The following is a 21,285-nucleotide window of genomic DNA, read 5'->3' as shown; positions in this document are numbered from 1 at the left end:
GCCCCATGCCGGTGCACGTCGACTTGCGGGACGGTGTCGCCGTCCTGACCCTGGACCGCCCGCCGGTCAACAGCTTGGATCTGACGTTGCGCCGCGACCTGCGGGCGGCGTTGGCCATGGTCATGACCAATCCGGCGGTGCAGGCGGTGGTGTTGACCGGCGGCACGCGGCACTTCTCCGCCGGGGCGGATATCGAGGAGTTCGCGTCGGGCGTCCGGGGCGGGGCGACGGCCGTGCCCACCCTGCCGGATGTGATCATCGACCTGGACCAGGCGGCCAAGCCCGTGGTGGCCGCCATCGCCGGCACCTGCCTGGGCGGCGGGTTGGAAGTGGCGCTGGGCTGTCATCACCGCGTGGTGGCACCGAATGCCAGCCTGGGCCTGCCGGAAGTGAAGCTGGGCATCCTGCCCGGCGCCGGCGGCACCCAGCGCCTGCCCCGCGCCATCGGCGTGAACGCGGCCCTGGACATGATCCTGTCCGGCACCCCGGTGAATGCCGCCAAGGCCGCCAAGCTGGGTCTCGCCACGCTGTCGACCGGCGACCTGATCGAGGATGCCGTCGCCGTGGCGCGGCAGGCGGCCCGCGACGGCGCCAAGCCGCGCCTGTCCCTGCAACGGGCGGAAATGCCGGCGGACGCCGGCGCCGACTGGTTCCAGCAGCGGATGAACGGGCTGAAGCGGCCCCTGCCGGCGCCGCTGGCCTGTATCGAGGCGGTGCGGGCGGCGGTGGAACTGCCCTTCAACCAAGGTCTGCAGAAGGAATTCAACCTGTTCCGCGAACTGGTGGTGACGCCGGAATCCAAGGCGTTGCAGTACGCCTTCTTCGCCGAGCGCCGCGCCGCCCGCATCGATGGACTGGCCGCCGACGCGCGGCCGCGCGCCATTGAGCGGGTGGCCGTCATCGGTGCCGGCACGATGGGCAGCGGCATCGCCACCGTGGCCGCCAACGCCGGGCTGGAGGTCATCCTGCTGGACCGGGACGAGGCGTCGGTGAGGAAGGGTCTCGCCGGTATCACCAAAAGCTATGAGTCCGCCGTGGCCAAGGGCCGCATGGACGAAGCGGAGCGCGACCGCCGCCTGGGCCGCCTGCACACCGCCACGGACCTCGCCGCCTGCGCCGCCGTGGACCTGGTGATCGAGGCGGCGTTCGAGGACATGGGCGTCAAGCAGGACATCTTCCGCACCCTGGACAAGGTCTGCGGGCCGGACACCATCCTGGCCAGCAACACCTCCACCCTGGACCTCGATGCCATCGCCGACATCACCAGTCGGCCGGAAAACGTGGTGGGCCTGCACTTCTTCAGCCCGGCGCCGGTGATGCGCCTGCTGGAGGTGGTGCGCGGCGCCAAGACCGCCCCGGCGGTGCTGGCCACGGCCATGACGCTCAGCCGCAAGCTGGGCAAGGTCGGCGTGGTGGCCGGTGTCTGCAACGGCTTCATCGGCAACCGCATGGTCGAGGAGCTGCTGCGTCAGGCCTATTTCCTGGTGGACGAAGGACTGCTGCCTTGGCAGGTGGATGGGGCGCTGGAGCGCTGGGGCATGGCCATGGGCCCCTTCGCCACCATGGATTTGGCGGGCAACGACATCGGCCGCGCCATTCGCGTCGGCCGCGCGGCGGCGGGTGACGATCGTCCCTATTCCACCTTTCCCGACAAGGTCTGCGCCCTGGGCCGTTTCGGTCAGAAGACGGGCAAGGGCTATTACCAGTACGACCCCGCCACCCGGGCGCGCGAGACCGATCCCGAGATCGACGCCCTGGCCCAGGCCCACGCCAAGGAAATCGGCCTGCCCCCCCGGGTCATCGGGGATGATGAGATCGTGGCCCGCTGCCTGTTGGCGTTGGCCAACGAGGGGGCGGCCCTGCTGGGCGAGGGCATCGCGCAGCGCGCCTCGGACATCGACGTCGTCTACCTCAACGGCTATGGCTTCCCGGCGCACAAGGGCGGCCCGATGTACCATGCCGACAGCCTGGGCCTGGAAAACGTGCTGCGCCTGATGGAAGGGTTCCTCGGCGGCTATCAGGGCCAGTTCTGGCGGCCGGCGCCGCTGCTGTGGGAAAAAGCCAGCGCGGGGCGGCGGCTGACCGCCTGAGCACGGGCTATCGCAACAAGCCGAACGTCAGCAGCGTCATCGCGACGTGGAGGACGCGTCGCGCCGACGGCCAGGACCGGCAGAACCGCCGCAGGGGCCGGGTGACGCGCCAGGTGGTGCTGCTCTCGATCGCCGTCAGACGGTTCCGCAACCGATGGATTTCGGCCACGCCTCGGCGTACGCCGTCGATCAGGGCGTCCGTGTGCCGGGACAGTCCGTTCACGCGGATCGTCTCCTTGGACGGCGCGTCCGGCATCGGCGCCATCATCTGCGCACTGCAGTCCGCCAGCACGCCGCTCAGCGTTTCCACCTCGCTGGCCAGGGCCTGGGCGCGGGTCTCGGCGGCGGCCAGGGCCAGCGTCAGGTCGGTGATCTGCTGGGCCTGGGTTTCAACCTGGTAGGTTAGCCGCGCGCGTTCGACCCTTTCATCGCTTGCTGCCGCCAGTTCGCGGGCCAACGCCTGGGCGCGGGCGTCCGTTGCCGAGACCGTTTGGGTCAGCGTGACGATCTGGTGGGCCTGTTCTTCCACCTGGTGGTTCAACACGTCCACCGTCCTGTCCATGCGGCCCATATAGGTGAAGGCGGGACGCAGCGCGGTGAAGGAATGCGCCAGATCCTCCGCTATATGGTCCAGCGCTGGGATCGCTGAGGGCAGCGCATCGGTCGCCACCTGGCGCAGCAGGGCGTAGGCGGTCGCGGCATCCTCCGGCACGGCGGGCGCCAAACGCAGATCTTCCGCTTCGAACAGGGCGTGCCGCAAATCGGGCGACAGGAAATCGTGGGCGTAGCGGGCGCCTTCCGTCGGGTCGAGGTCCAGGCGGAGTGCTGCCGCCAGCCGCTCCAACTGAGGCAGCGGCTCGGCCATCATTACATCATAGTCGACGATGACCCTGGCCTGGCCTCTGGTGCCGCGCAGGGCGGCCACGACATGGCCCAGCCATAGATAATGGCTCTTCTCCGCCGGAAAGCCGTTGCGGTGGCGCAGTGACGCCGCCACGCTGATGGGATTGCGCACCGCGATGACGTAAGACGCGGCGATGCCCAGATGATCGAACACCGCCTGCCAGAAGGGCAGCAAGCGGGCCAGGCGGGGGTCTTTCATGCCGAAGACCGCGCCATCCTTCAGCTTGCGGCGCAGCAGGGTGGCCGCCTCCAGCATCAGGTCCGCCGTGGCCTCACTCGTGAGCTGGTCGGCGGGAATATCGGCGATGGTGTGCCAGCTATGGCCAAAACGGGCCAGCAACTGGTCGTTCAAGGCCACGATTTCCGTGTCTTCCCAATAGCCCTTGGCGTTCTCCTCCGTGGGCGGCATCAGGCAATCGCCCAAATCCACCCCCAGGGCCACCAGGCTCCGGGTCAGCGCGCTGGTGCCGCTGCGGTGCATGCCCAGCAGCACCACGACACGTCGGCCGGCGGCGGGCTGGGGAACCGACCAAGGGGCGGGGCTGGCCGCTGTCGGCATTCTCATAGCCATTACCGTCATGACGGCGCACCGGCGCGTGTTTCGCGGAAGGCGTTGGCCTTGCCGAGGACGGTGCCGTTCGAAAGGGCGCCCCTGTCCAGCTTCTGTTTCAATGCCAGCAGCATGGGCCAGCCCAATTGACCTTGGGATAGACTGTAAGCGCTCAATATCCCTGACAGGCCACCAAGTAGAACCGTGCTTTCCATGGTTCTCACACCCCTTTTCGATCAGGTCGTGGAGCAGTTTTCTCCTGGTGATACGGCAGGAAAATGGCGAACCGTCGCCCTCCAAAGGCCTATCCAAAAAGGCGTGGCGGCCTATGACGCCGGAAAATCGCTGAATACCATCAATGATTTGAGAGGTGCGCGCCGGTATTGGCTGAACGGGTGCGCCCCTTTCGGGTGCGCCGTTTTGGCGCGGGCGCCGCCGTGGACCTGCCGCCGGGGCGCCCCATTTCGGCTCCAATCCGCCCTGACCTTGGGCGGGTAGAGGGACGGGTGAACCACCGTCCGGAAGGAAGGAGAAGACGAATGATGAAGCATACCAAGATGAAGCAGATGAGGGGCTTGGGTGCCGCCCTGGTCATGTTGGCCGCGTCGGCGTGCGCCGGCGTGCCCGGTCCGGCGCATGCGCAGCCGGTTCATCCGGCCTATCTGCATGCCCTGTCGGATCTGAGGTTGGCGCGTGCCATGTTGGATCGGCCGGCGGAATACAACGTGGTGCGCGACCAATTCGCCGCCATCGACCATGTCAACGGTGCCATCGGCGAAATCCGCCACGCCAGTTATGACGACGGCAAGGATCCCAACTGGAACCCGCCCATCGACGCCCACATGGACCATCGCGGCCGCCTGACCAAGGCGCTGGAGTTGATCGGGTCCGCCGAGCGCGATCTGCGGTCAGAGGAAGACAATCCCGATGCCGCCCGTTGGCGCAACGCCGCCTTCCACCACCTGGAGGAGGCGCGACACGCCGTGGAACACGCCATCACCGACAAGCGGATCGATGAGCGGTACTGAGGCTTGAGGTCGCGGGCGGCGCCACCCCCGTGCCGCCCGCGACCCATCCCCCCCTACGTCAAACACCCCATACCCGGTTCTCCGGACCCGCCCTAGCCTTTGCCCCGTGATCGCCGCGCCCGAAGCGGCGGAGGACCAAGCGAACGGGAAGGGGATGGTGATGAGGGGGATGTACAAGCCGGTCGGCCTGGTGGCCCTGTTGCTGGCGGCGACCAGCCTGTCGGCACCGGTGGCCCAGGCGGCGGACGCGGTGAAGGTGGGTGTGCTGCAATCGCTGACCGGCACCATGGCCATCAGCGAGGTTACGGTGAAGAACGCCGAGATCCTGGCCATCGACGAGATCAACGCCGGCGGCGGCGTGCTGGGCAAAAAGATCGAGCCGGTGGTGGAGGACGGCGCCTCCGACCCCGCCATCTTCGCCCAGAAGGCGACCAAGCTGGTGCAGGACGGCGGGGTGGTCACCGTCTTCGGCGGATGGACCTCCGCCAGCCGCAAGGCCATGCTGCCGGTGTTCCAGAAGCTGAAAAGCCTGCTGTGGTACCCGGTGCAGTTCGAGGGCAACGAGTGCTCGCCCAACATCATGTATTCCGGCGCCCAGCCCAACCAGCAGATCCTGCCGGCCCTGCAATGGGCGGTGGAGAAGGGCTACAAGAGCTACTTCCTCATTGGCTCCGACTATGTCTTCCCCCGCACCGCCAACCTGATTCTGAAGAAGCATATCGAATCCTCCAAGCTGAAGGTCGCGGGGGAGGAATATGTGCCCCTGGGCGGCACCGATTTCAGCGCCGTCATCGCCAAGGTGCAGGCGGCGAAACCCGACATCATCTTCAGCACCCTGAACGGCGACAGCAACGTCAGCTTTTTCAAGCAGATGGCGGCTGCCGGCCTGCCGTCGGCCAAGCTGCCGGTCATGTCCTTCAGCATCGGCGAGCAGGAGGCCGTGGCCATGGGCCCCAGCCTGGTGGAAGGCAGCTTCGCCGCCTGGAACTATTTCCAGAGCCTGGACACCCCCGCTAACAAGAAGTTCGTCGCGGCCTACCAGGCCAAGTTCGGCGCCGGTGCCGCCGTCACCGACCCCATGGTCCACGGCTATGTCGACGTCTATGCCTGGAAGGCGGCGGTAGAGAAGGCCGGCAGCTTTGATCCGGAGAAGGTGCGGGCGGCGGCGGTGACGCTGGACTACCTCGACACCGCCATGGGCAAGGTTAAGTTCGCCGCCAACCAAAGCCTCGTGCAGACAGGCTACATCGGCCAGTTGGACCCCACCGGCCAGTTCAAGATCATCTGGCAGTCCAAGGGCACCATCGACCCTGACCCCTACGATCCGCTGGTCTTCCCGGGCAAGAAGTGCCCGGCCTCTTGATACCTGTGGCTGTTGATCGATGACGATCAACAGCCCCCTCAATCGCCGGGCGCCGCCATCCGGCGGCTTAGCTTCTTCGCTGCGCCCTGCGGTGCTCGCTCCGGCGGACGCGGTCGCGTCCTACAACCACCTTAGGCAAGGCCTCAGGTGGTTGACACAAGGGGACAACGTCATGGGTGAATGGCCTCTAATTGCTGGCCAGATCTTCAACGGGTTCAGTGTCGCCTCGCTCTACGTGCTGGCGGCGCTGGGCTTGGCGCTCAGCTTCGGCCTCATGCGCGTCATCAACATGGCCCATGGTGAGATGCTGATGCTGGGCGGCTACCTGGCCTACCTGACCTTGCAGGTGGTGCCGGGGCCGCTGGGTATCCTGGCGGCCATGCCGGTGGCCTTCCTGGGTGCGGCCGCCGTGGGGGCGGTGCTGGAGGCGACGCTGATCAAGCGCCTGTCCGCCCGCCCGCTGGACACGCTGTTGGCCACCTGGGGCGTCAGCCTCATCCTGCAACAGGCGGCGCGCAACCTCTTCGGCGCCATCGGCGTGGACGTGCGGGCGCCGCAATGGCTCAACCACGCCTATACGGTGCCGTCCGGCTTTCTGGAGGGGCTGACCATCCCCGCCACCCGCCTGTTCATCCTGGCCGTGGCCTTCGCCGTCATGGGGGCCTTGAGCCTGCTGCTGGCGCGCACGCGCATCGGCCTGCTGGTCCGGGCTGTCAATCAGGACCGGGGCATGGCGGCGGCCACGGGCATCAATGTGCGGGCGGTGGACCTGTCGGTCTTCTGCCTGGGCACCGGCATCGCCGGCCTCGCCGGGGTGGTGCTGGCGCTGCTGGGCCCGGTCACCCCCAATGTCGGGCAGAGCTATGTCGTGCCGGCCTTCCTGGTGGTGGTGCTGGGTGGCCTGGGCAGCCTGAAGGGCACGGCCATCGCCTCCCTCATCGTGGGGCTGTTCTCGGCGCTGGTGCAGATCCTGGTGGATGTCAGCCTGACGCAAGTGCTGCTGCTGCTGTTCGTCATCGGGTTCATCCAGTTCCGTCCCCAGGGTGTCGTGGCCGTGCGTTCCCGCGCGCTGGACGCGTGAGGATCAGATGAAGGAGGACGGCATGGACATGAGCATCCATAGGGACACCCCCACCCCCCTGACTGGGGCGCCTCTGTCTGGCCCGATGGCGGGCCCGCGCTTCAGCCGTCCGGTTGCCCTGTCGCTGGCCCTGGTGGCCGTGGCGGCGCTGGCGCCCTGGCTGGTCTCGGCCTATGAGCTGAATCTGCTGGCCCGTTTCCTGGCCATGGGGCTGCTGGCCATGGGCCTGGTGCTGGTCTGGGGGCAGGGCGGGGTGCTCAGCCTGGGCCAGGGTGTGTTCTTCGGCCTCGGCGGTTACGCCATCGCCATGCACATGAAGCTGGCGGCGCTGGGCGAGGGGGAGTTGCCGGATTTCATGGTGTGGAGCGGCCTGGATGCCCTGCCCTGGTGGTGGGTGCCGTTCAAGAGCCCCCTGGTCGCCATCCTGGGCGTGATGCTGGTGCCGGGCGTGCTGGCGGCCCTGTTCTCCTGGGCGGTGTTCCGGCGGCGGGTTGGCGGCGTCTATTTCGCTCTCATCACACAGGCGCTGGCCCTGGCCTTCGCCACCTTGCTGGTCAGCCAGCAGCCGTCCACCGGCGGTTTCAATGGCCTGACGGACTTCCAAACCCTGATGGGGGTGGACCTGGGGTCGACGGCCGCCGCCCATGGTCTCTACTGGCTGACGCTGGCCCTGGTGGCGGGCGCCTTCCTGGGGCTGCGTCTGCTGATGAATTCCCGCTATGGCATGCTGCTGCGCGCCATCCGCGATGGCGAGAACCGCATCCGCTTTCTGGGCTACGACCCCACCCCGTTCAAGGTGGTGGCCTTCACCATCGGCGCCGTGCTGGCGGGCTTGGCCGGCGCCCTGTTCACCCTGCATGCCGGCGTGGTGTCGCCGGCCCTGGTGGGCGTGGTGCCGTCCATCGAGATGGTGATCTGGGTGGCGGTGGGTGGCCGCAACAGCCTGGCCGGCGCCATCGCCGGCACCCTGGCCGTCAACCTGGCCAAGGACGGGGTCAGCAGCGCCTTCCCGGACCTGTGGCTCTATGCGCTGGGCTTGGTGTTCGTGCTGGTGGTGACCCTGCTGCCCGGCGGCTTCGCCGGCCTGGTGGGCGATGTGGCCGACACATCTTGGGCGAAGCGCCTGAAATCCATCATCGTTGGGAGATCGAAATGAATGCGACGGCGCCCGCTTCCCACATCGGCACCATCGATCCCGTCACCAACCTGCTGTTGGCGGTGGATGGGGTGACGGTGGATTTCGACGGCTTCAAGGCCCTCAACGGCTTCAGCCTGACCCTGGACCGGGGCACCTTGCGCGTCCTCATCGGCCCCAACGGCGCGGGCAAGTCCACCCTGTGCGACACCATCATCGGCCGGGTGCGGGCCACCAGCGGCCGGGTGATCTTCAAGGGCCAGGACATCACCCATTTGCCGGAGCATGAGATCGTGCGCCGGGGCATCTGCCGCAAGTTCCAGACGCCGGGTGTGCTGTCCGGCCTGTCGGTGGTGGACAACCTGATGATCGCGGCCAGGCGCGACCGGCGCTGGTGGTGTTCCTTCCGGCAAGGCGTCGATGCCGAGGAAAAGGCTCGCGTGGCCGACATCCTGGAGACCATCGGCCTGGCGGATCGTGCCCACATCCCCGCCGGCCAATTGGCCCATGGCGAGAAGCAGTGGCTGGAGATCGGCATGGTGGTGGCGACCCGCGCCGACCTGCTGCTGCTGGACGAGCCCACCGCCGGCATGGGCCCGGCGGAAACCAGCCAGACGGCGGCCCTGATCCGCCGCCTGGTGGGGCAGCACACGGTGCTGGTCATCGACCATGACATGAGCTTCCTGGAACAGCTGGACGCCCGCGTCACCGTCATGCACCAGGGCCAGTTCCTGAAGGAGGGCAGCGTGGCCGCCATCCGTGAGGACGCGGACGTCGCCGCCGTCTATCTGGGCCGGACGAAGGAGGAGAAGCATGGCTGAACCCCTGCTGAAACTGGACGGTGTCGCGACATCCTATGGCCAGAGCCAGGTGCTGTGGGACATCGACCTGGATGTGCCGGCCGGCAGCGCCGTGGCCTTGATCGGCCGCAACGGCGTGGGCAAGACCACGCTGCTGAAGACCATCATCGGCGCGCAGCGCCTGACCGCCGGCCGCATGACCTTCCAGGGCCGCGACGTCAGCGCCCTGGGCCCGCACCAGCGCGCCCGCGCCGGCATCGGCTTCGTCCCCCAGGGCCGCCACATCTTCCCCCACCTGACGGTGCGGGAGAACCTTGAGACCGGCCTATCCGCCCTGGCCGGTCGGGCCGGCGGCGCCGGCGCCATCAAGGCTGGCATCCCCGATCATATCTTCGACCTGTTCCCCAAGCTGGCCCAGATCAGCAATCGCAAGGGCGGCGTTCTGAGTGGTGGCGAGCAGCAGCAGTTGGCCATCGGCCGGGCGTTGGCGGGACAGTCCAGCCTGCTGCTGCTGGACGAACCGACGGAAGGCATCCAGCCCTCCGTCGTGCAGCAGATCGAGGACGCGCTGCGCCGTGTCCGCGCCGAACTGGGCGTCACCGTCCTGATTGTGGAGCAGTATCTGGACTTCGCCTGGTCCTTCGCCGACAGCTACCGCGTCATGCAGCGCGGCCGCATCATCCGTGCGGGCAGCACGCGGGAGGAGACGGCGGCGGAGGTGGCGCACCTGGTGAATATTTAACGCGCCCCGGCCACGGGCGGGGCTGGGCTGGTGCCGCGCATATCGCTTTGGTAATAATCGCCCATCCGTCTCCGCCAATGTCCAGCGTCGCTAATGCCCTCCACCATCCAGCGTGTTCCCTACTTGATGTGCGCCGCGGCGCTGGTGGGCCTGTACGGCTGGCTGGCGACCCTGGGGTATGGTCAGAATTCCGACACCTACGCCATCCTGCGCACCTGGCAGCATATGGTCGACGTGGGTGTCTATGTTCCTTCAAGGGGGCAGGGCTATCCCGTGCCGGAGCTGGCCATCGGCTGGCTGGCGTCACGGGGGGGATCGCTGGCGTCCAACACCCTCTCGGTCCTGTTGGCCCTGGCGACGCTGGCCTTGGGTTATGATGGCCTGCGGCGGCTGAAGCTGCCGGGTGCCTTGCCGGCCACCCTGTTCGTCATGGCCAACCCGCATTGGGCCATCGCCGGCAGCACCTCACTCGACTATGTCTACGGCGCCTTCTTCTTCGTCCTGGGCATGTGGTTGCTGAGCCGGCAATGGGCCACGGCGGCGATGCTGGCCCTGGCCTTCGCCACTGGCAGCCGTATCGTCTATGGCCCCTTGGGCCTGGGCGTGCTGGTCGCCGCCTGGATGATGGCGCCACCCGGGCGGCGGCGCGACCGGATGGAACGGGTGGTGGGATTCTGCCTGGTTTCCGGCCTGTTCTATCTGCCGGCATTGATCAACGCGCGGGTCACGACGAACTTCCTGTACCACACCGGACCGTCCAACAACTTCCCGTTGGCCCATGTCGTCCGCTTCCTGTGGAAGACACCGGGCCTGTACGGCAATGTCGGGGCGGTGATCCTGGTTTTGGCGCTGGGACCCCGCCTATGGCGCTTGGCGCGGGATCGTGCCGCCTGGCAGGGCCTGTCGGCGGAACGGCGGCTGGTGGTGGCCGGGGCGTTGGGCGTCCTGGGGTACAGCACCCTGATGTTCGCCTATCTGCCGGCTGAGGTCGGATATCAGATTCCGTCGCTGCTGGCCGTCGCCGTCCTGTTGGCGACGCTGGAGGTTCCGACGGGTTGGCTGGCGGCGCTGATCGCCAGCCAAGTCCTGCTGATGGTGGCGCGGCCGGACGTGCTGACTATCAACACCGCCCCGCACGGCTGCATGGACGCCACCGTCCCCGTGGGCGCCACCTTCGATCCGGCGGTGAAGCCCGGCGTGCTGGTGGCCTATGTCAGCCAGGTTCGGGAGGCGTCCTGCCGGCTGCGGCATTTGCCGCACCCGGCGGCGGACGCCTGGGTCCCGCTGCCCAGCCCCCATCTCAATCGCCCGAAACTGCCGGCGGACCCGCCCCTGGCGTGAGCTTTAGAAATTGAACCGCACGCCCGTGGTGGGCGAGATGTTGTCGGCGTGCAGATAGCCTGCCGCCAGCCCACCCGCGACCTCGGAGTACATGACGCCCAGATAGGCGTCGAAGCGGCGGGCGAAGCGGTAGTCGGCCACCAGGGAATAGGCGTTCAGCGTGCCGGAGCAGGTGGCGGCGCTGGTGTCCGAGCAGCTCTTGGCGCCGTAGCTGTTCTGATCATAGTGGTAGAAGGCCGCCGCCAGATCGACCTTGGGCGTCACGGCGTAACGGGCGCCGGTCCATGACACCTGGATGATCTTGTCGTGGACGAAGGCGCTGTTGTTGACGAAGGCCAGGGTGTAGCCGCCGACGTCGATGGAACCGGCGCGCAAGGGCACCGACGGATTGGCGAAGTCGATGTATTCATACCCCCCGTACAGCTTCAGCGCCGGGTCGATGGTGTAGGACGCCATCAGACCGTAGGAGGTGTTGTCGGAGATGGTGGCCGCCATGGAGGAACTGGGGTCGAAGCCCAGCGCCGTCGCCTGCGTCACCTGGGCCGCTGACAGGGACGCGGCCGACACCATGTCCTGCTTCTGGGCGTACGTGGCGTCCACCGACAGGCCGGCGAGGTCGGTGCCGACGTTCAGTTGCAGCGCGTTGCCGTGCATGCCGCCGTTATCCTCGCCGAACTGGTACATGGCGCCCACGCGCAACGGTCCCAGCTTGTTCGTGTATTTCAGCGAATTATCCAGGCGGAAATCCTCGGTGCTGCCGCCGCCACCCGTCAGACCGGAGAAGCCGATGACCGAGAAGGCGTAGGAGGCCTGCTGGGGATCGTAGCTGAGAACGTTGTCGGCCATCAGCGTGGTCTGGCGGCCGAAGGTCAGGGTGCCCCACTGCGTGGAACTGACGCCGACATAGGCGCCGCGGTTGAAGGCCTGGCCGTCGTGGCTGGAATCGCCGTTGGCCGTCTGCTTGGTCAGCGCCACGCCATTATTGGCGATCATGGAGCGCGGGCCGTCGGCCAGTTGGCCTGATTGCGGGTTGAAGCCGGTCTCCACCTTGAACACGGCCGACCAGCCTTCGGCGAACTCCTCGCTCCCCCGGAGCCCCACCTTGGACTGGCTGAGGCCATTGCCCGCCAGCGAGGCGATGCCCTTGTTGCCATTCTTGCTGACCAGGAAATCCAGGCCAGGCGGATAATACGGGCTCAGCGGCGCACCGTGCGACTGGTAGGACAGGCCCATGTCCACCGTGCCGTAGAGGGTGATGCCGTAGAAGGTCAGGCTGCCGTCCTTGGGCAGTTTGGGATGGGCCGCCTCATCCGCCACGCGCTGGGCGGTCTGCGCCGCCGTCAGGGCCTGTTGTGCCGCCTGGGCCGCGGCCTGGCCGCTGGCGGCGGTTTGGCTGGCGGTTTGCGTCTGCTGGCTTTCCAAGGTGTTCAGGCGATCCTGCAAGGCCTGCATCGCTTTGCCCTGGGCCGCCATTTGGGCCTGCGCCTCCTGCATCTGTTGGCGCAGCTTGCGCAATTCGTCGGCGTCGCTAGCCCGGGCGGTTGCCGGTGCCAATGACACCAGGGCGCATACGGCCGTCATGGCCAGGGGCGTCATGGCGACGGGCCAGCATCGCCCGATCCGGCGCGACGCGCCGGCATGCTTCTTCATCAAGGTCACGAAAGACCCTCCCCAATGACGGTTTTTCTTGTCAGCGGCATGAGAAGGCCGCGCCCGGCGGCCGCACGGGGGCCGACAGGATGCACTCCTGAAGATGAGTGCTTAAGGTCGTGGTGGCGTTTCTTGCTCTTTACCGGTCCGGCCCGAAGTGCCGTCGGCCTTCATCACTATCGCTGATGATTTGATTAGAGGGCGTGATGGGCATTTAAGAAATTAAATACGGTTTCAGGATTCTAAATTAATTTTTAGACTCAGTTTCGTATCCCGAATCCCAATAGGTTCGGGAAAAGATATTGGTTAACAGATAGTTACCCCGCCATCACCCGCACCGCCACGGCGGCGGCTGACGCCCGGTTTTCCACGCCCAGCTTCACGAAGATCTGCTCCAGGTGCTTGTTCACCGTGCGCGGGCTGATGCCCAGGATGTCGCTGATGTCGCGGTTCGATTTGCCATGGGCGATCCAGACCAGCACCTCAGCCTCGCGCGCTGTCAGATTAAGGGCCTGCTGCAGGGCGCGTTCCGCGCGGCCGGCGCCGGTCTCGCTGATGCGGAACAGGAATTCGTCCGGCTCCGTCTGGCTGAGGTAGGCGACCTCCAGCCGGCGGGTGTCCTGGCCATCGATCAGGATGGACTGGTTCGGCGTGCCGTCGCGGCGCAGATGGGCCATGCGCTCCGCCACCGCTGCCGGCAGGGCGTCCGCCACCCCGGCGTCGGGGAAGAAGGCCGCCAGCAGGCGCTGGGCCTGGGGGGTGCACCAGCGCAACCGCCCGCGCGCATCGGTCGCCAGCAGATAGCGGCCGGTGGTGTCCAGCGCCACCTGGGCGCCATAGGCCACGCGGGCGTTGGCGAGGTGGACGCGGATGCGGGCCATCAGTTCATCCACCACGATGGGCTTGGTGACATAGTCCACCCCGCCGGCCTGCAGGCCCCGCACCACATGCTCGGTTTCGCTGAGGCCTGTCATGAAGATGACGGGCAGGTGGGCCAGGGCCTTGTCGCGCTTCAGCCGGCGACAGGTTTCGAACCCATCCAGGCCCGGCATGACCGCATCCATCAGCACCAGATCCGGCGTCACTTGTTCCAGCAGGGCCAGGGCGCTTTCCCCGTCCGTCGCCACCAGCACGGTCAGGCCGGCCTGGTCCAGGGCGTCGGTCAGGAAGCCCAGGGTTTCCGGTGTGTCGTCCACCACCAGCACGGTGTCGCGGCGGCCCGGGGCGCTCTCCGGCATGGCGGCGTCAGTCATCGGCATGCTCCATCCGGCCGTTATCGGTTCCGCCGTCGCCATCGCTTCCTCCCTCGGGTGTGGTGGCGGTTCTCGCCGTTTCCAGCACCGCCATATAGCGCTTCAGGTCGAAGGCGCGCACCAGGGCGTGCAGCCGGGCGGCGAAGGCGGCGGTGTCCCCATCCTCCGCCTCCATCTCGCGCAACTTGGCCTCGATGCCCCGCACATGGCCGATGCGGCCCAGCTGCCACAACGCCTCCAGGTGCCGATGCGCCGCCGTCGGCACGGTGTCGGTGGCGACCGGGGCCGGGACGGCGGGGGCGTAGAGCCATTCCACACCCAGCAGGGTGCCGACGCGATCCAGCAGCACGTCCATGTCCACGGGCTTGATCAGGAAGGCGTCGTGGTCGGCGGGCACGCCCTCCTCCCCGCCCGCCGCCGCGCGGCCCGGGGTGTAGTCGTGGGCGTTGGCCGACACCATCATGATCTTCAGGCGTGGCAGATCCAGCCGCCGCAGGGCCGCCGCCGCCTCCCACCCCGTCATATGGGGCATGGAGATGTCCAGCAAGGCCAGGTCCGGCCGGCATTCCTGGGCCAGGGCCACGCACTCCCGTCCGTCGCGGGCGGTGAACAGCAGGAAGTCCAACGGGCGCAACAGGTTCTGGATCAGCGCCAGGTGGTCGGGGTCGTCGTCGGCCACCAGCACGCGCAGGCGCGGGCCGGCATAGCCATGGATGGTCTTGGCCGCCGGCGGGTCGTCGGGTCCGGACTGCGCCTCCGACAGCAGCAGGCGCACGGTGAAGACGCTGCCCTGGCCGGGCGTGCTGGTCACCGCGATCTCCCCGCCCATGATGCGGGTCAGCAGGCGGGTGATGGTCAGGCCCAGGCCGGTGCCGGGCACGGCCTGCGCGCTGGCCGTCCGACCCCGCTCGAACGGTTCGAAGATGCGTTCCATATCGTCGGCCAGGATGCCGAAGCCGGTGTCCGACACCTCGAACTCCGCCACCTGGCTGCGATAGCGCACCCGCAGGCGGGCATGGCCGCGCTCCGTGTATTTCAGCGCATTGGACAGCAGGTTGATCAGGATCTGGCGCAGGCGCTTCTGGTCGGTATGGACGAAGGCCGGCAGATATGCCGGGCGGTCGTAGTGGAACTGAATGCCCTTGGCGCTGGCCTGCAGGCGGAACATGTCCACGATCTGGTCCAGGAATTCCACCAGCCGGACCTTGTCGCGGGTCAGGCGCAGCAGGCCGCTTTCGATCTTGCTGATGTCCAGCAGACCGTCCACCAGATTGGCCAGATGCTCCGCGCTGCGGCGGATGACGCGCACGCCGTCGGGGTTGCGGATGCTGGCATCGCGTTCCAGCAGTTGGGCATAGCCGAAGATGGCGTTCAGCGGCGTGCGGATTTCATGGCTGATGCCAATGATGTAGCGGCTCTTGGCCACATTGGCGGCCTCCGCCACCTCCTTCGCTTTCTGTAAGGCGGCGTCGGTGCGCTCATGCGCCTCGATCTCCTCCATCAGCATGCCGGTCTGGCGCGCCGTTTCCTCCTCCGCCACGCGGCGGCTTTCCAGGGCCAGGACCAGCAGCCAGGCGGCGACGCCGGACACGATCAGCAGGGCGAAGAAGACGATCCACAGGGTGGTGGCGACCACGCCCCGCGCCTCCGGCGCCACCGCGCCGTATTGCAGGCCGATGAAGGACAGCAGGCCGCCGTTCACCACCGTGAAGACGGCCATGACGCCCAGGAAGCGGGCGGTGCGGGTGCGCACGCCACCGGCCATCCTGGCCGGAAGCAGGGTCTCCATCAGGTGGGCCAGTTGGTCGGTGATGCGGCTCTGCTTCTTGCAGAGATCGTGGCAGCGGCTTTCCAGGGTGCAGCACAAGGAACAGATGGGCCCGGCATAAGCGGGGCAGTGGGCCATGTCCGGCCGTTCGAACACGTTCTCGCAGATGGCGCAGCGCGCCTCCCTTTCCGGCGGCAGGTCGGTGTCGGGCCGCGCCAGGTAGAAGCGGCCCTGTGTCGCCTTGGCGATCAGCGGGGCGGTGGCGAAGGCCACGGCCAGGCCGATGAAGGGCGCCATCGCCTGGGGCAGGGGGCCTAGCAATGGCCCGAAGGCCCCCAGGGAGGCGAGGGTGGAGGCCACGACCGACAGGGCCATGGCGCCCACGCCGACGGGGTTGATGTCATAGAGATGGGCGCGCTTGAACTCGATGCCCGGCGGGCTCAGGCCCAGCGGCTTGTTGATCACCAGGTCTGCCGTCAGCGCCCCGATCCAGCCGGCGGCGAAGTTGGCGTACAGGCCCAGGATGCCCTCGATCACCCGGAAGATGCCCAGTTCCATCAGCATCAGGGCCAGCAGGACGTTGAACACCAGCCACACCACCCGCCCCGGATGGCTGTGCGTCAGGCGGGAGAAGAAGTTGGACCAGGCGATGGACCCGGCATAGGCGTTGGTGACGTTGATCTTGATCTGGCAGACGACGACGAAGATTCCGGTCAGCACCAGGGCCGTGGTGGGGGAGGACAGCATCTCCTGGAAGGCGATGTAGAACACCTCCGTCGGCTGCGTCGCCCGCTCCGCCGACAGGCCGTGGCGCAGGGCGACCACGGCCAGGAAGGACCCGGCCAGCAGCTTCAACCCGCCCATGGCGACCCAGCCGGGCCCCGTGGTGATCAGCGCCGTCCACCAGCCCCAGCGGCCGGCCTTGCGCAAGGTGGGCAGGAAGCGCAGATAGTCCGCCTGTTCCCCGATCTGGGGCAGCAGCGACAGCAGCATGCTGGCCGCCATGCTGAACAGCAGCGGGTCGATATGGCCGTCCGCATGGCCCAGGGTTCCGGGAAACTGCCGCCAGGCCGCAAGATCGCCGCCGTGGTTCAGTGCCAGATAGGCCAGCGGCGCCAGTTGCAGCACCAGCCAGATGGGCTGGGTCAGCAGCTGCATGCGGCTGATCAGGCGGATGCCGTAGACGGCGATGGGAATGACGACCAGCGAACTGATGATGTGGGCCAGCCACAGCGGGATGCCCAGCGCCATCTGCAAGGCCGCCGACATGATGCTGGCCTCGATGGAGAACAGCAGGAAGGTGAAGCTGGCGTAGATCAGGGAGGTGAGGGTGGAGCCCAGATAGCCGAAACCCGCCCCGCGGGTCAGCAGGTCGATGTCCACGCCATAGCGGGCGGCGTAATAGGTGATGGGCAGGCCCACCAGGAACATCAGCACGGCCACGGCCAGGATGGCGGCGCTGGCGTTGGCATAGCCGTAGGTCAGGGTGGCGCTGCCGCCGATGGCCTCGCATGCCAAAAAGCTGATGGCGCCGAAGGCGGTATTGGCGACGCGGAAGGACGACCAGCGCCGCGCCCGCGTGGCGGTGAAGCGCAGGGCGTAGTCCTCCAGCGTCTGGCTGGCGGCCAGCTGGTTGTATTGGCGCCGTTCCCTGACGATCCGCTGCCGCGCGCTCATACCTGCATTCCGGCCCCCCGCCGTCCCGGCGGCCCCGCTATCCCCCATCGTCCCCGTCACAGCTTCCAAGAGATGGCCCCGCGACCGACTTTACCGGTCGCGGGGCTGTAAGGAAGCCCCGGGACCCTTTCCCCCCAAACAAAGTTCGGCGAAGGAAGAGGGATCCCGGCCATGGGGCAGGGTGGCTGGCCGCCGCCGACAGGATAAGGCGGGGCGCGCGGGCATCCCCATGGGGCGTTTGACGTATGGGCCTTACCCTAAAATTGCAGCTGCACGCCCAGGACCACGGCGTTGCCGTCGGACTTGCCTGTGGTGCTGGTGATCACATACTCCGCGCTGATGCGGGCGTTGTGGCCGTCGATGATGTAGTTGACGCCCAGATCCGTCTGGCTGGCGGAGATGCCGGTCAGGTCGGCGTCGAAATGCTGGTAGCGCACCGTGGGCTGGAACTGGCCCCAGCCCACCTTGGCCGGGAACAGGAAGGCGCCGCCCACCAGATAGGCCTTGCCCTGGGTCAGGCCGCCGACGTTGTCGGTGGCGCCGGCGCCACCGAAGCTGCTGGGCACATCGGCCACGCCGCCGGTGTCGTACTGGTAGTAGGCGCCCTCCAGCGTCACCACACCGATGCCCTCCAGCTTTTTCTCGAACAGCCCATCGACGTTCCAGGCGCCGTAGTCGCCACGGTGACTGAGGCTGCCCACGCCGTCCTTCTGGAACTGGCCGGCGAAGGCCAGGGTCAGCACGTCGACGGACCCGTAATAGGTGCTGCTGGTGTAGTAGGCGGGGTCGGGCTCGGCATCCAGGAAGTTATAGGCGACGCGGCCGGCGTACAGCAGGTTGTCGGACTGGTTGCTGGCGCCGGCTATGCGGTTGTGCCCCTCGAACGCGCCGACCGAGTAGACCAGCTTCTTGTCCAGCAGCTTGCCCCAGACGGTGGCGCCGTCGTTGCGGCCGGCGAACTTCGCCGGGTATTGCGAGACGGTGCCCGGATAGTTCCAGGTGTTCAGGTAGTAGGGACCGTCCAGGTTGGCGCGGTCGCTGGGCGGCAGCATGCGGCCCACCCACAGGTTGATGCCGTCCGCCGGTTCGAACTGGGCATAGCCGTCCAGCACCTCGATACGGCCGTTGCCATCACGCTCGGTGTTGAAGGTGGCCTTGATCATCGGTGTCAGCTGGCCGCTGACATACAGGCGCACGCTGTCCAGGTTGAAATCAGCGGAGCGGGAGGTGCCGTCCGGCGCCCCGTCGTCGACGCTGGTGAAGCTGCTGCGCACGCCCAGGCCCACGGTGATGGACTTGTCGCCCCCAGCGGAAATGGTCTCGCCGGCATGCGCCGTGCCCATCGCCAGGGCAGGCAGGGCGATGGCCGTGGTCAGCAGGGCCGCGCGCAGGCGTTGATGCGCTATGGTGATGATACCCGACATGATGTACTCCCCCGTCCTGATGTCCCGGTGCCGTTCTCAATCCCGAGGGCTCATGCCCCGGCGTCGGCTTCGGGGGCAGGATGGGCGCGGGGGCGCCAAATCCTAATACGTCAAACTGCGTATGTTTTGTTTGCTGGTGTGCCGCTACATAAGCATTCACTGGTTCAGGATTGGGATTGCCGTAATAGAGACCGCCGATGTCCGTGGCGGCGGCGACGTTCCTCTTGCACGCGCCGGCCTTGCCGCCGCCGCGCTTCCGCTCGCGCGCGTGCCGTGAGACGATGGCGGGCCCTTTACCCTGGACGGCAACCATGACCGCCACCACCACTGCCGCCGCCGACAGCCGCCTCAGCTTCCGCCAGTACCGCGATCTGGGGCCGGTCCATAGCCACGGCCATGCCCAGATCGTGCTGCCGGTCGCAGGATCGCTGGAGTTGGAGATCGAGGGCCGCGGCGCCCGGCTGGATGCCGGTGTCGCCGCCTTCGTGGCGCCAGGTGCCGCGCACTGCCAGTGGGCGGCGGGGGCGAACCGTTCCCTGATCGTGGATTGCGCCGGCGACGGCGCCCACGCGCCGGATGAGGGCATGCTGGACCGATTGGGCCGCCAGGGCTTCCTGCGTGTGACACCGGCGGTGCGCCACCTGGTGGACTTCATCACTTTGGCGGCAGTCCGCGACCTCGATGCCGTCGCCCGGCACTGGACGCCGCTGCTGCTGGACACGCTGATGGCGGCGCCCACCCGTCCCACCTCGCGCCTGCACGCCCTGCTGGCGCGGCTAAAGGCGGCGCCCGAACACCCCTGGACGGTGGAGGCCATGGCGCGCACGGCGGGATTCAGCGCCAGCCGCCTGCATGCCCTGTTCCGTGAGGAGCTGGACCAGACGCCCCAGGCTTATCTGGCCAATCTGCGCCTCACCCGTGTCATGGACCAACTGGCGGGCACCACGCTGTCGATCGCCCAGATCGCCTACCAGGGCGGCTACGCGGACCAAAGCGCGCTGACCCGCGCCATGCGCCGCGCCGTGGGCCTGACCCCGGCGGCGTATCGCCGACAGCACCGGCAGGGACGGTGAGGGAAGTCTGATTCAAAGACGACCTGTGACCGAGACCGGGGTGTGGTATCATACCCGCATGAGCGCTTTATCCCCCATCGCGTCGGAGCATGAGTCTGAAGAAGCGGCGGTCCGCTACGACCGCTGGCTTCGGGAGAAGGTGCGCGCCAGCCGAGAAGATGGCTGCCCGCTTATCCCCCATGACGCTGTCATGGCTGAGATCATCCGGCGTGCTGAAGAACGGATGGTTGGGCGCAATTCCACGCCATCCTGGTAATTCTACTGTGTCATAAACATAGAGAGCGCTTTGCGCAACCAATAACCATATAATATTATTTAATTAATTGATTTCCGGGTGATTGGTGATGCCTCGTGACTTGAGGCAGACGAGCTTTGCGGACGGTCTGGTCAATCAACGAGCGGGACGCCTGGAGTGGTTGTCGGATGTTGAGCGCCTTGTGGAATGGCGAGCGATCGACCGATTACTGGAGTCTGTCTATGCCAGCGATGAGGGGCGGCCCTCGTATCCGCTGCGGACGCTGGTGAAGTTGCTGCTGTTGCAGCAGTGGTACGGGCTGTCGGGCCCTGGATGGGAGGAAGCGGTGGACGATCGCCTGTCGTTTCGGCGGTTCGCGGGCCTACCTTTGGATGAAGGTGTTCCGGATCATTCGACGATCTGGCGTTTCCGTCAGTGCTTGGCGAAGGACGTTCTGTCAGAACAGCTTTTCGGCGAAGTGACGCGGCAACTGGACGCCCGGGGCCTGGTCGTGCGTCGGGGCACGCTGATGGACGCGTCGATCGTGAAGGCGGCGGTGAAGCCGCCAGCATGCTCGGAAGGCACGGTATCGGAGCGGGACCCGGATGCCGGGTGGACGACGAAGAACGGCGAGAGCACCTTCGGTTACAAGGCGCATGGGACGGTGGACGCGGGGGCCAACCTGATCCGGGCGGCGGTGCTGACCAGTGCCGAGGTGCATGGCAGCCAGGTGGCCCGGACCCTGATCCAAGGGGATGAGGAGGCGGTCCACGCCGACAAGGCCTACGACAGCCAGGCATTGCGCAACGAACTGGCGGCGGCCGGGATCAAAAGCCGCATCCTGCGCCGTGCGGCCCGCAACAAGCCGCTGACCCCGGCCCAATTCTGGTTCAACAAGGCGATGTCGCCGATCCGGGCGGGTGTGGAGCGGGCGTTCGCCACCATGAAGCGGCACTATAGGTATCGGGGGGCCGCTACCGTGGACGCTCCCGCAATACGTGTCATCTGCACCTGATGTGCGCCGCCATCAACCTCCGCCGCGCCCTGGTACTGACGGCATGACGGGCGGAGTCTCTCTTCCACACGAGGGAATCAGGGAAAAATGGCTGTGACCTAGCCCAAATCCATACCCTACGACGCACGGCGCCCGCCGAGATCGCCTGATACGCGCG

17 protein-coding genes are annotated in these 21,285 nt (G+C 67.2%); 11 read left to right on the top strand and 6 right to left on the bottom strand.

All coding sequences use genetic code 11. The features are described 5' to 3' along the window. Positions 1-5 precede the first annotated feature (5 nt). Positions 6-2,090 carry a 3-hydroxyacyl-CoA dehydrogenase NAD-binding domain-containing protein gene (locus tag FHS74_RS12190; protein WP_184800767.1) on the top strand — a complete coding sequence of 695 codons (2,085 nt, stop codon included), beginning with the start codon at positions 6-8 and terminating at the stop codon, positions 2,088-2,090. A 7-nt stretch (positions 2,091-2,097) separates the two neighbouring features. Here the strand turns inward: FHS74_RS12190 and FHS74_RS12185 are convergent, their stop codons facing one another. Next, positions 2,098-3,552, bottom strand: a complete 1,455-nt coding sequence (locus FHS74_RS12185; protein WP_211106253.1) for a sulfotransferase family protein — start codon at positions 3,550-3,552, stop codon at positions 2,098-2,100. 17 nt (positions 3,553-3,569) lie between these two features. Beyond that, positions 3,570-3,758, bottom strand: coding sequence for a hypothetical protein (locus tag FHS74_RS12180; RefSeq protein WP_184800763.1), 189 nt, complete (start codon positions 3,756-3,758; stop codon positions 3,570-3,572). 324 nt (positions 3,759-4,082) lie between these two features. On the opposite strand from FHS74_RS12180, the gene FHS74_RS12175 reads away from it, so the two are divergent. From FHS74_RS12175 to FHS74_RS12145, 7 genes are all read left to right on the top strand, one after another. Next, positions 4,083-4,571, top strand: a complete 489-nt coding sequence (locus tag FHS74_RS12175; RefSeq protein ID WP_184800761.1) for a hypothetical protein — start codon at positions 4,083-4,085, stop codon at positions 4,569-4,571. A 160-nt stretch (positions 4,572-4,731) separates the two neighbouring features. Beyond that, positions 4,732-5,934: an urea ABC transporter substrate-binding protein gene (urtA, locus tag FHS74_RS12170; protein WP_246463085.1), complete on the top strand. Its 1,203-nt coding sequence runs from the start codon at positions 4,732-4,734 to the stop codon at positions 5,932-5,934. A 172-nt stretch (positions 5,935-6,106) separates the two neighbouring features. After that, positions 6,107-7,015: an urea ABC transporter permease subunit UrtB gene (gene urtB / locus FHS74_RS12165; protein ID WP_184800759.1), complete on the top strand. Its 909-nt coding sequence runs from the start codon at positions 6,107-6,109 to the stop codon at positions 7,013-7,015. Positions 7,016-7,043: 28 nt separating this feature from the next. After that, entirely contained in the window at positions 7,044-8,171 is a 1,128-nt protein-coding gene (gene urtC / locus FHS74_RS12160; protein ID WP_246463084.1) for an urea ABC transporter permease subunit UrtC, read from the top strand. Beyond that, entirely contained in the window at positions 8,168-8,971 is an 804-nt protein-coding gene (urtD, locus tag FHS74_RS12155; protein WP_184800755.1) for an urea ABC transporter ATP-binding protein UrtD, read from the top strand. The genes urtC and urtD overlap by 4 nt, the downstream gene beginning before the upstream one ends. Continuing rightward, positions 8,964-9,692 (top strand): urea ABC transporter ATP-binding subunit UrtE, encoded by a 729-nt coding sequence (gene urtE, locus FHS74_RS12150; RefSeq protein WP_184800753.1) that lies wholly within the window; start codon positions 8,964-8,966, stop codon positions 9,690-9,692. Before urtD ends, urtE begins: the two co-directional genes overlap by 8 nt. Before the next feature lie 93 nt (positions 9,693-9,785). Continuing rightward, positions 9,786-11,033 carry a hypothetical protein gene (locus FHS74_RS12145; RefSeq protein ID WP_184800751.1) on the top strand — a complete coding sequence of 416 codons (1,248 nt, stop codon included), beginning with the start codon at positions 9,786-9,788 and terminating at the stop codon, positions 11,031-11,033. Positions 11,034-11,036: 3 nt separating this feature from the next. Here FHS74_RS12145 and FHS74_RS12140 read toward each other — a convergent pair whose 3' ends face one another. The 4 genes from FHS74_RS12140 to FHS74_RS12125 all read right to left on the bottom strand — a co-directional run bounded on the left by FHS74_RS12140 (position 11,037) and on the right by FHS74_RS12125 (position 18,805). Continuing rightward, positions 11,037-12,683, bottom strand: a complete 1,647-nt coding sequence (locus FHS74_RS12140; protein WP_246463107.1) for a porin — start codon at positions 12,681-12,683, stop codon at positions 11,037-11,039. Between the two features lie 317 nt (positions 12,684-13,000). Beyond that, complete coding sequence (locus tag FHS74_RS12135) at positions 13,001-13,936, bottom strand: response regulator transcription factor (RefSeq protein ID WP_246463083.1); 936 nt, start codon at positions 13,934-13,936, stop codon at positions 13,001-13,003. Next, positions 13,929-17,381: a hybrid sensor histidine kinase/response regulator gene (locus FHS74_RS12130; protein ID WP_184800749.1), complete on the bottom strand. Its 3,453-nt coding sequence runs from the start codon at positions 17,379-17,381 to the stop codon at positions 13,929-13,931. Before FHS74_RS12130 ends, FHS74_RS12135 begins: the two co-directional genes overlap by 8 nt. Before the next feature lie 257 nt (positions 17,382-17,638). Then, complete coding sequence (locus tag FHS74_RS12125) at positions 17,639-18,805, bottom strand: porin (protein WP_184800747.1); 1,167 nt, start codon at positions 18,803-18,805, stop codon at positions 17,639-17,641. A 311-nt stretch (positions 18,806-19,116) separates the two neighbouring features. On the opposite strand from FHS74_RS12125, the gene FHS74_RS12120 reads away from it, so the two are divergent. The 3 genes from FHS74_RS12120 to FHS74_RS12115 all read left to right on the top strand — a co-directional run bounded on the left by FHS74_RS12120 (position 19,117) and on the right by FHS74_RS12115 (position 21,128). Continuing rightward, positions 19,117-19,878 (top strand): helix-turn-helix transcriptional regulator, encoded by a 762-nt coding sequence (locus FHS74_RS12120; protein WP_184800745.1) that lies wholly within the window; start codon positions 19,117-19,119, stop codon positions 19,876-19,878. 58 nt (positions 19,879-19,936) lie between these two features. Beyond that, on the top strand, positions 19,937-20,134 hold the full coding sequence (relB, locus tag FHS74_RS31150; RefSeq protein ID WP_343066906.1) for a type II toxin-antitoxin system RelB family antitoxin: 198 nt from the start codon (positions 19,937-19,939) through the stop codon (positions 20,132-20,134). A gap of 88 nt (positions 20,135-20,222) precedes the next feature. Further along, on the top strand, positions 20,223-21,128 hold the full coding sequence (locus tag FHS74_RS12115; protein ID WP_184800743.1) for an IS5 family transposase: 906 nt from the start codon (positions 20,223-20,225) through the stop codon (positions 21,126-21,128). Positions 21,129-21,285 lie beyond the last annotated feature (157 nt).

Origin of the sequence: Nitrospirillum iridis (genome assembly GCF_014205765.1) — a bacterium.
GTDB lineage: Bacteria > Pseudomonadota > Alphaproteobacteria > Azospirillales > Azospirillaceae > Nitrospirillum > Nitrospirillum iridis.
The sequence above is the reverse complement of the archived record's forward strand: the minus strand, read 5'-3'. Positions and strand labels throughout refer to the sequence as shown.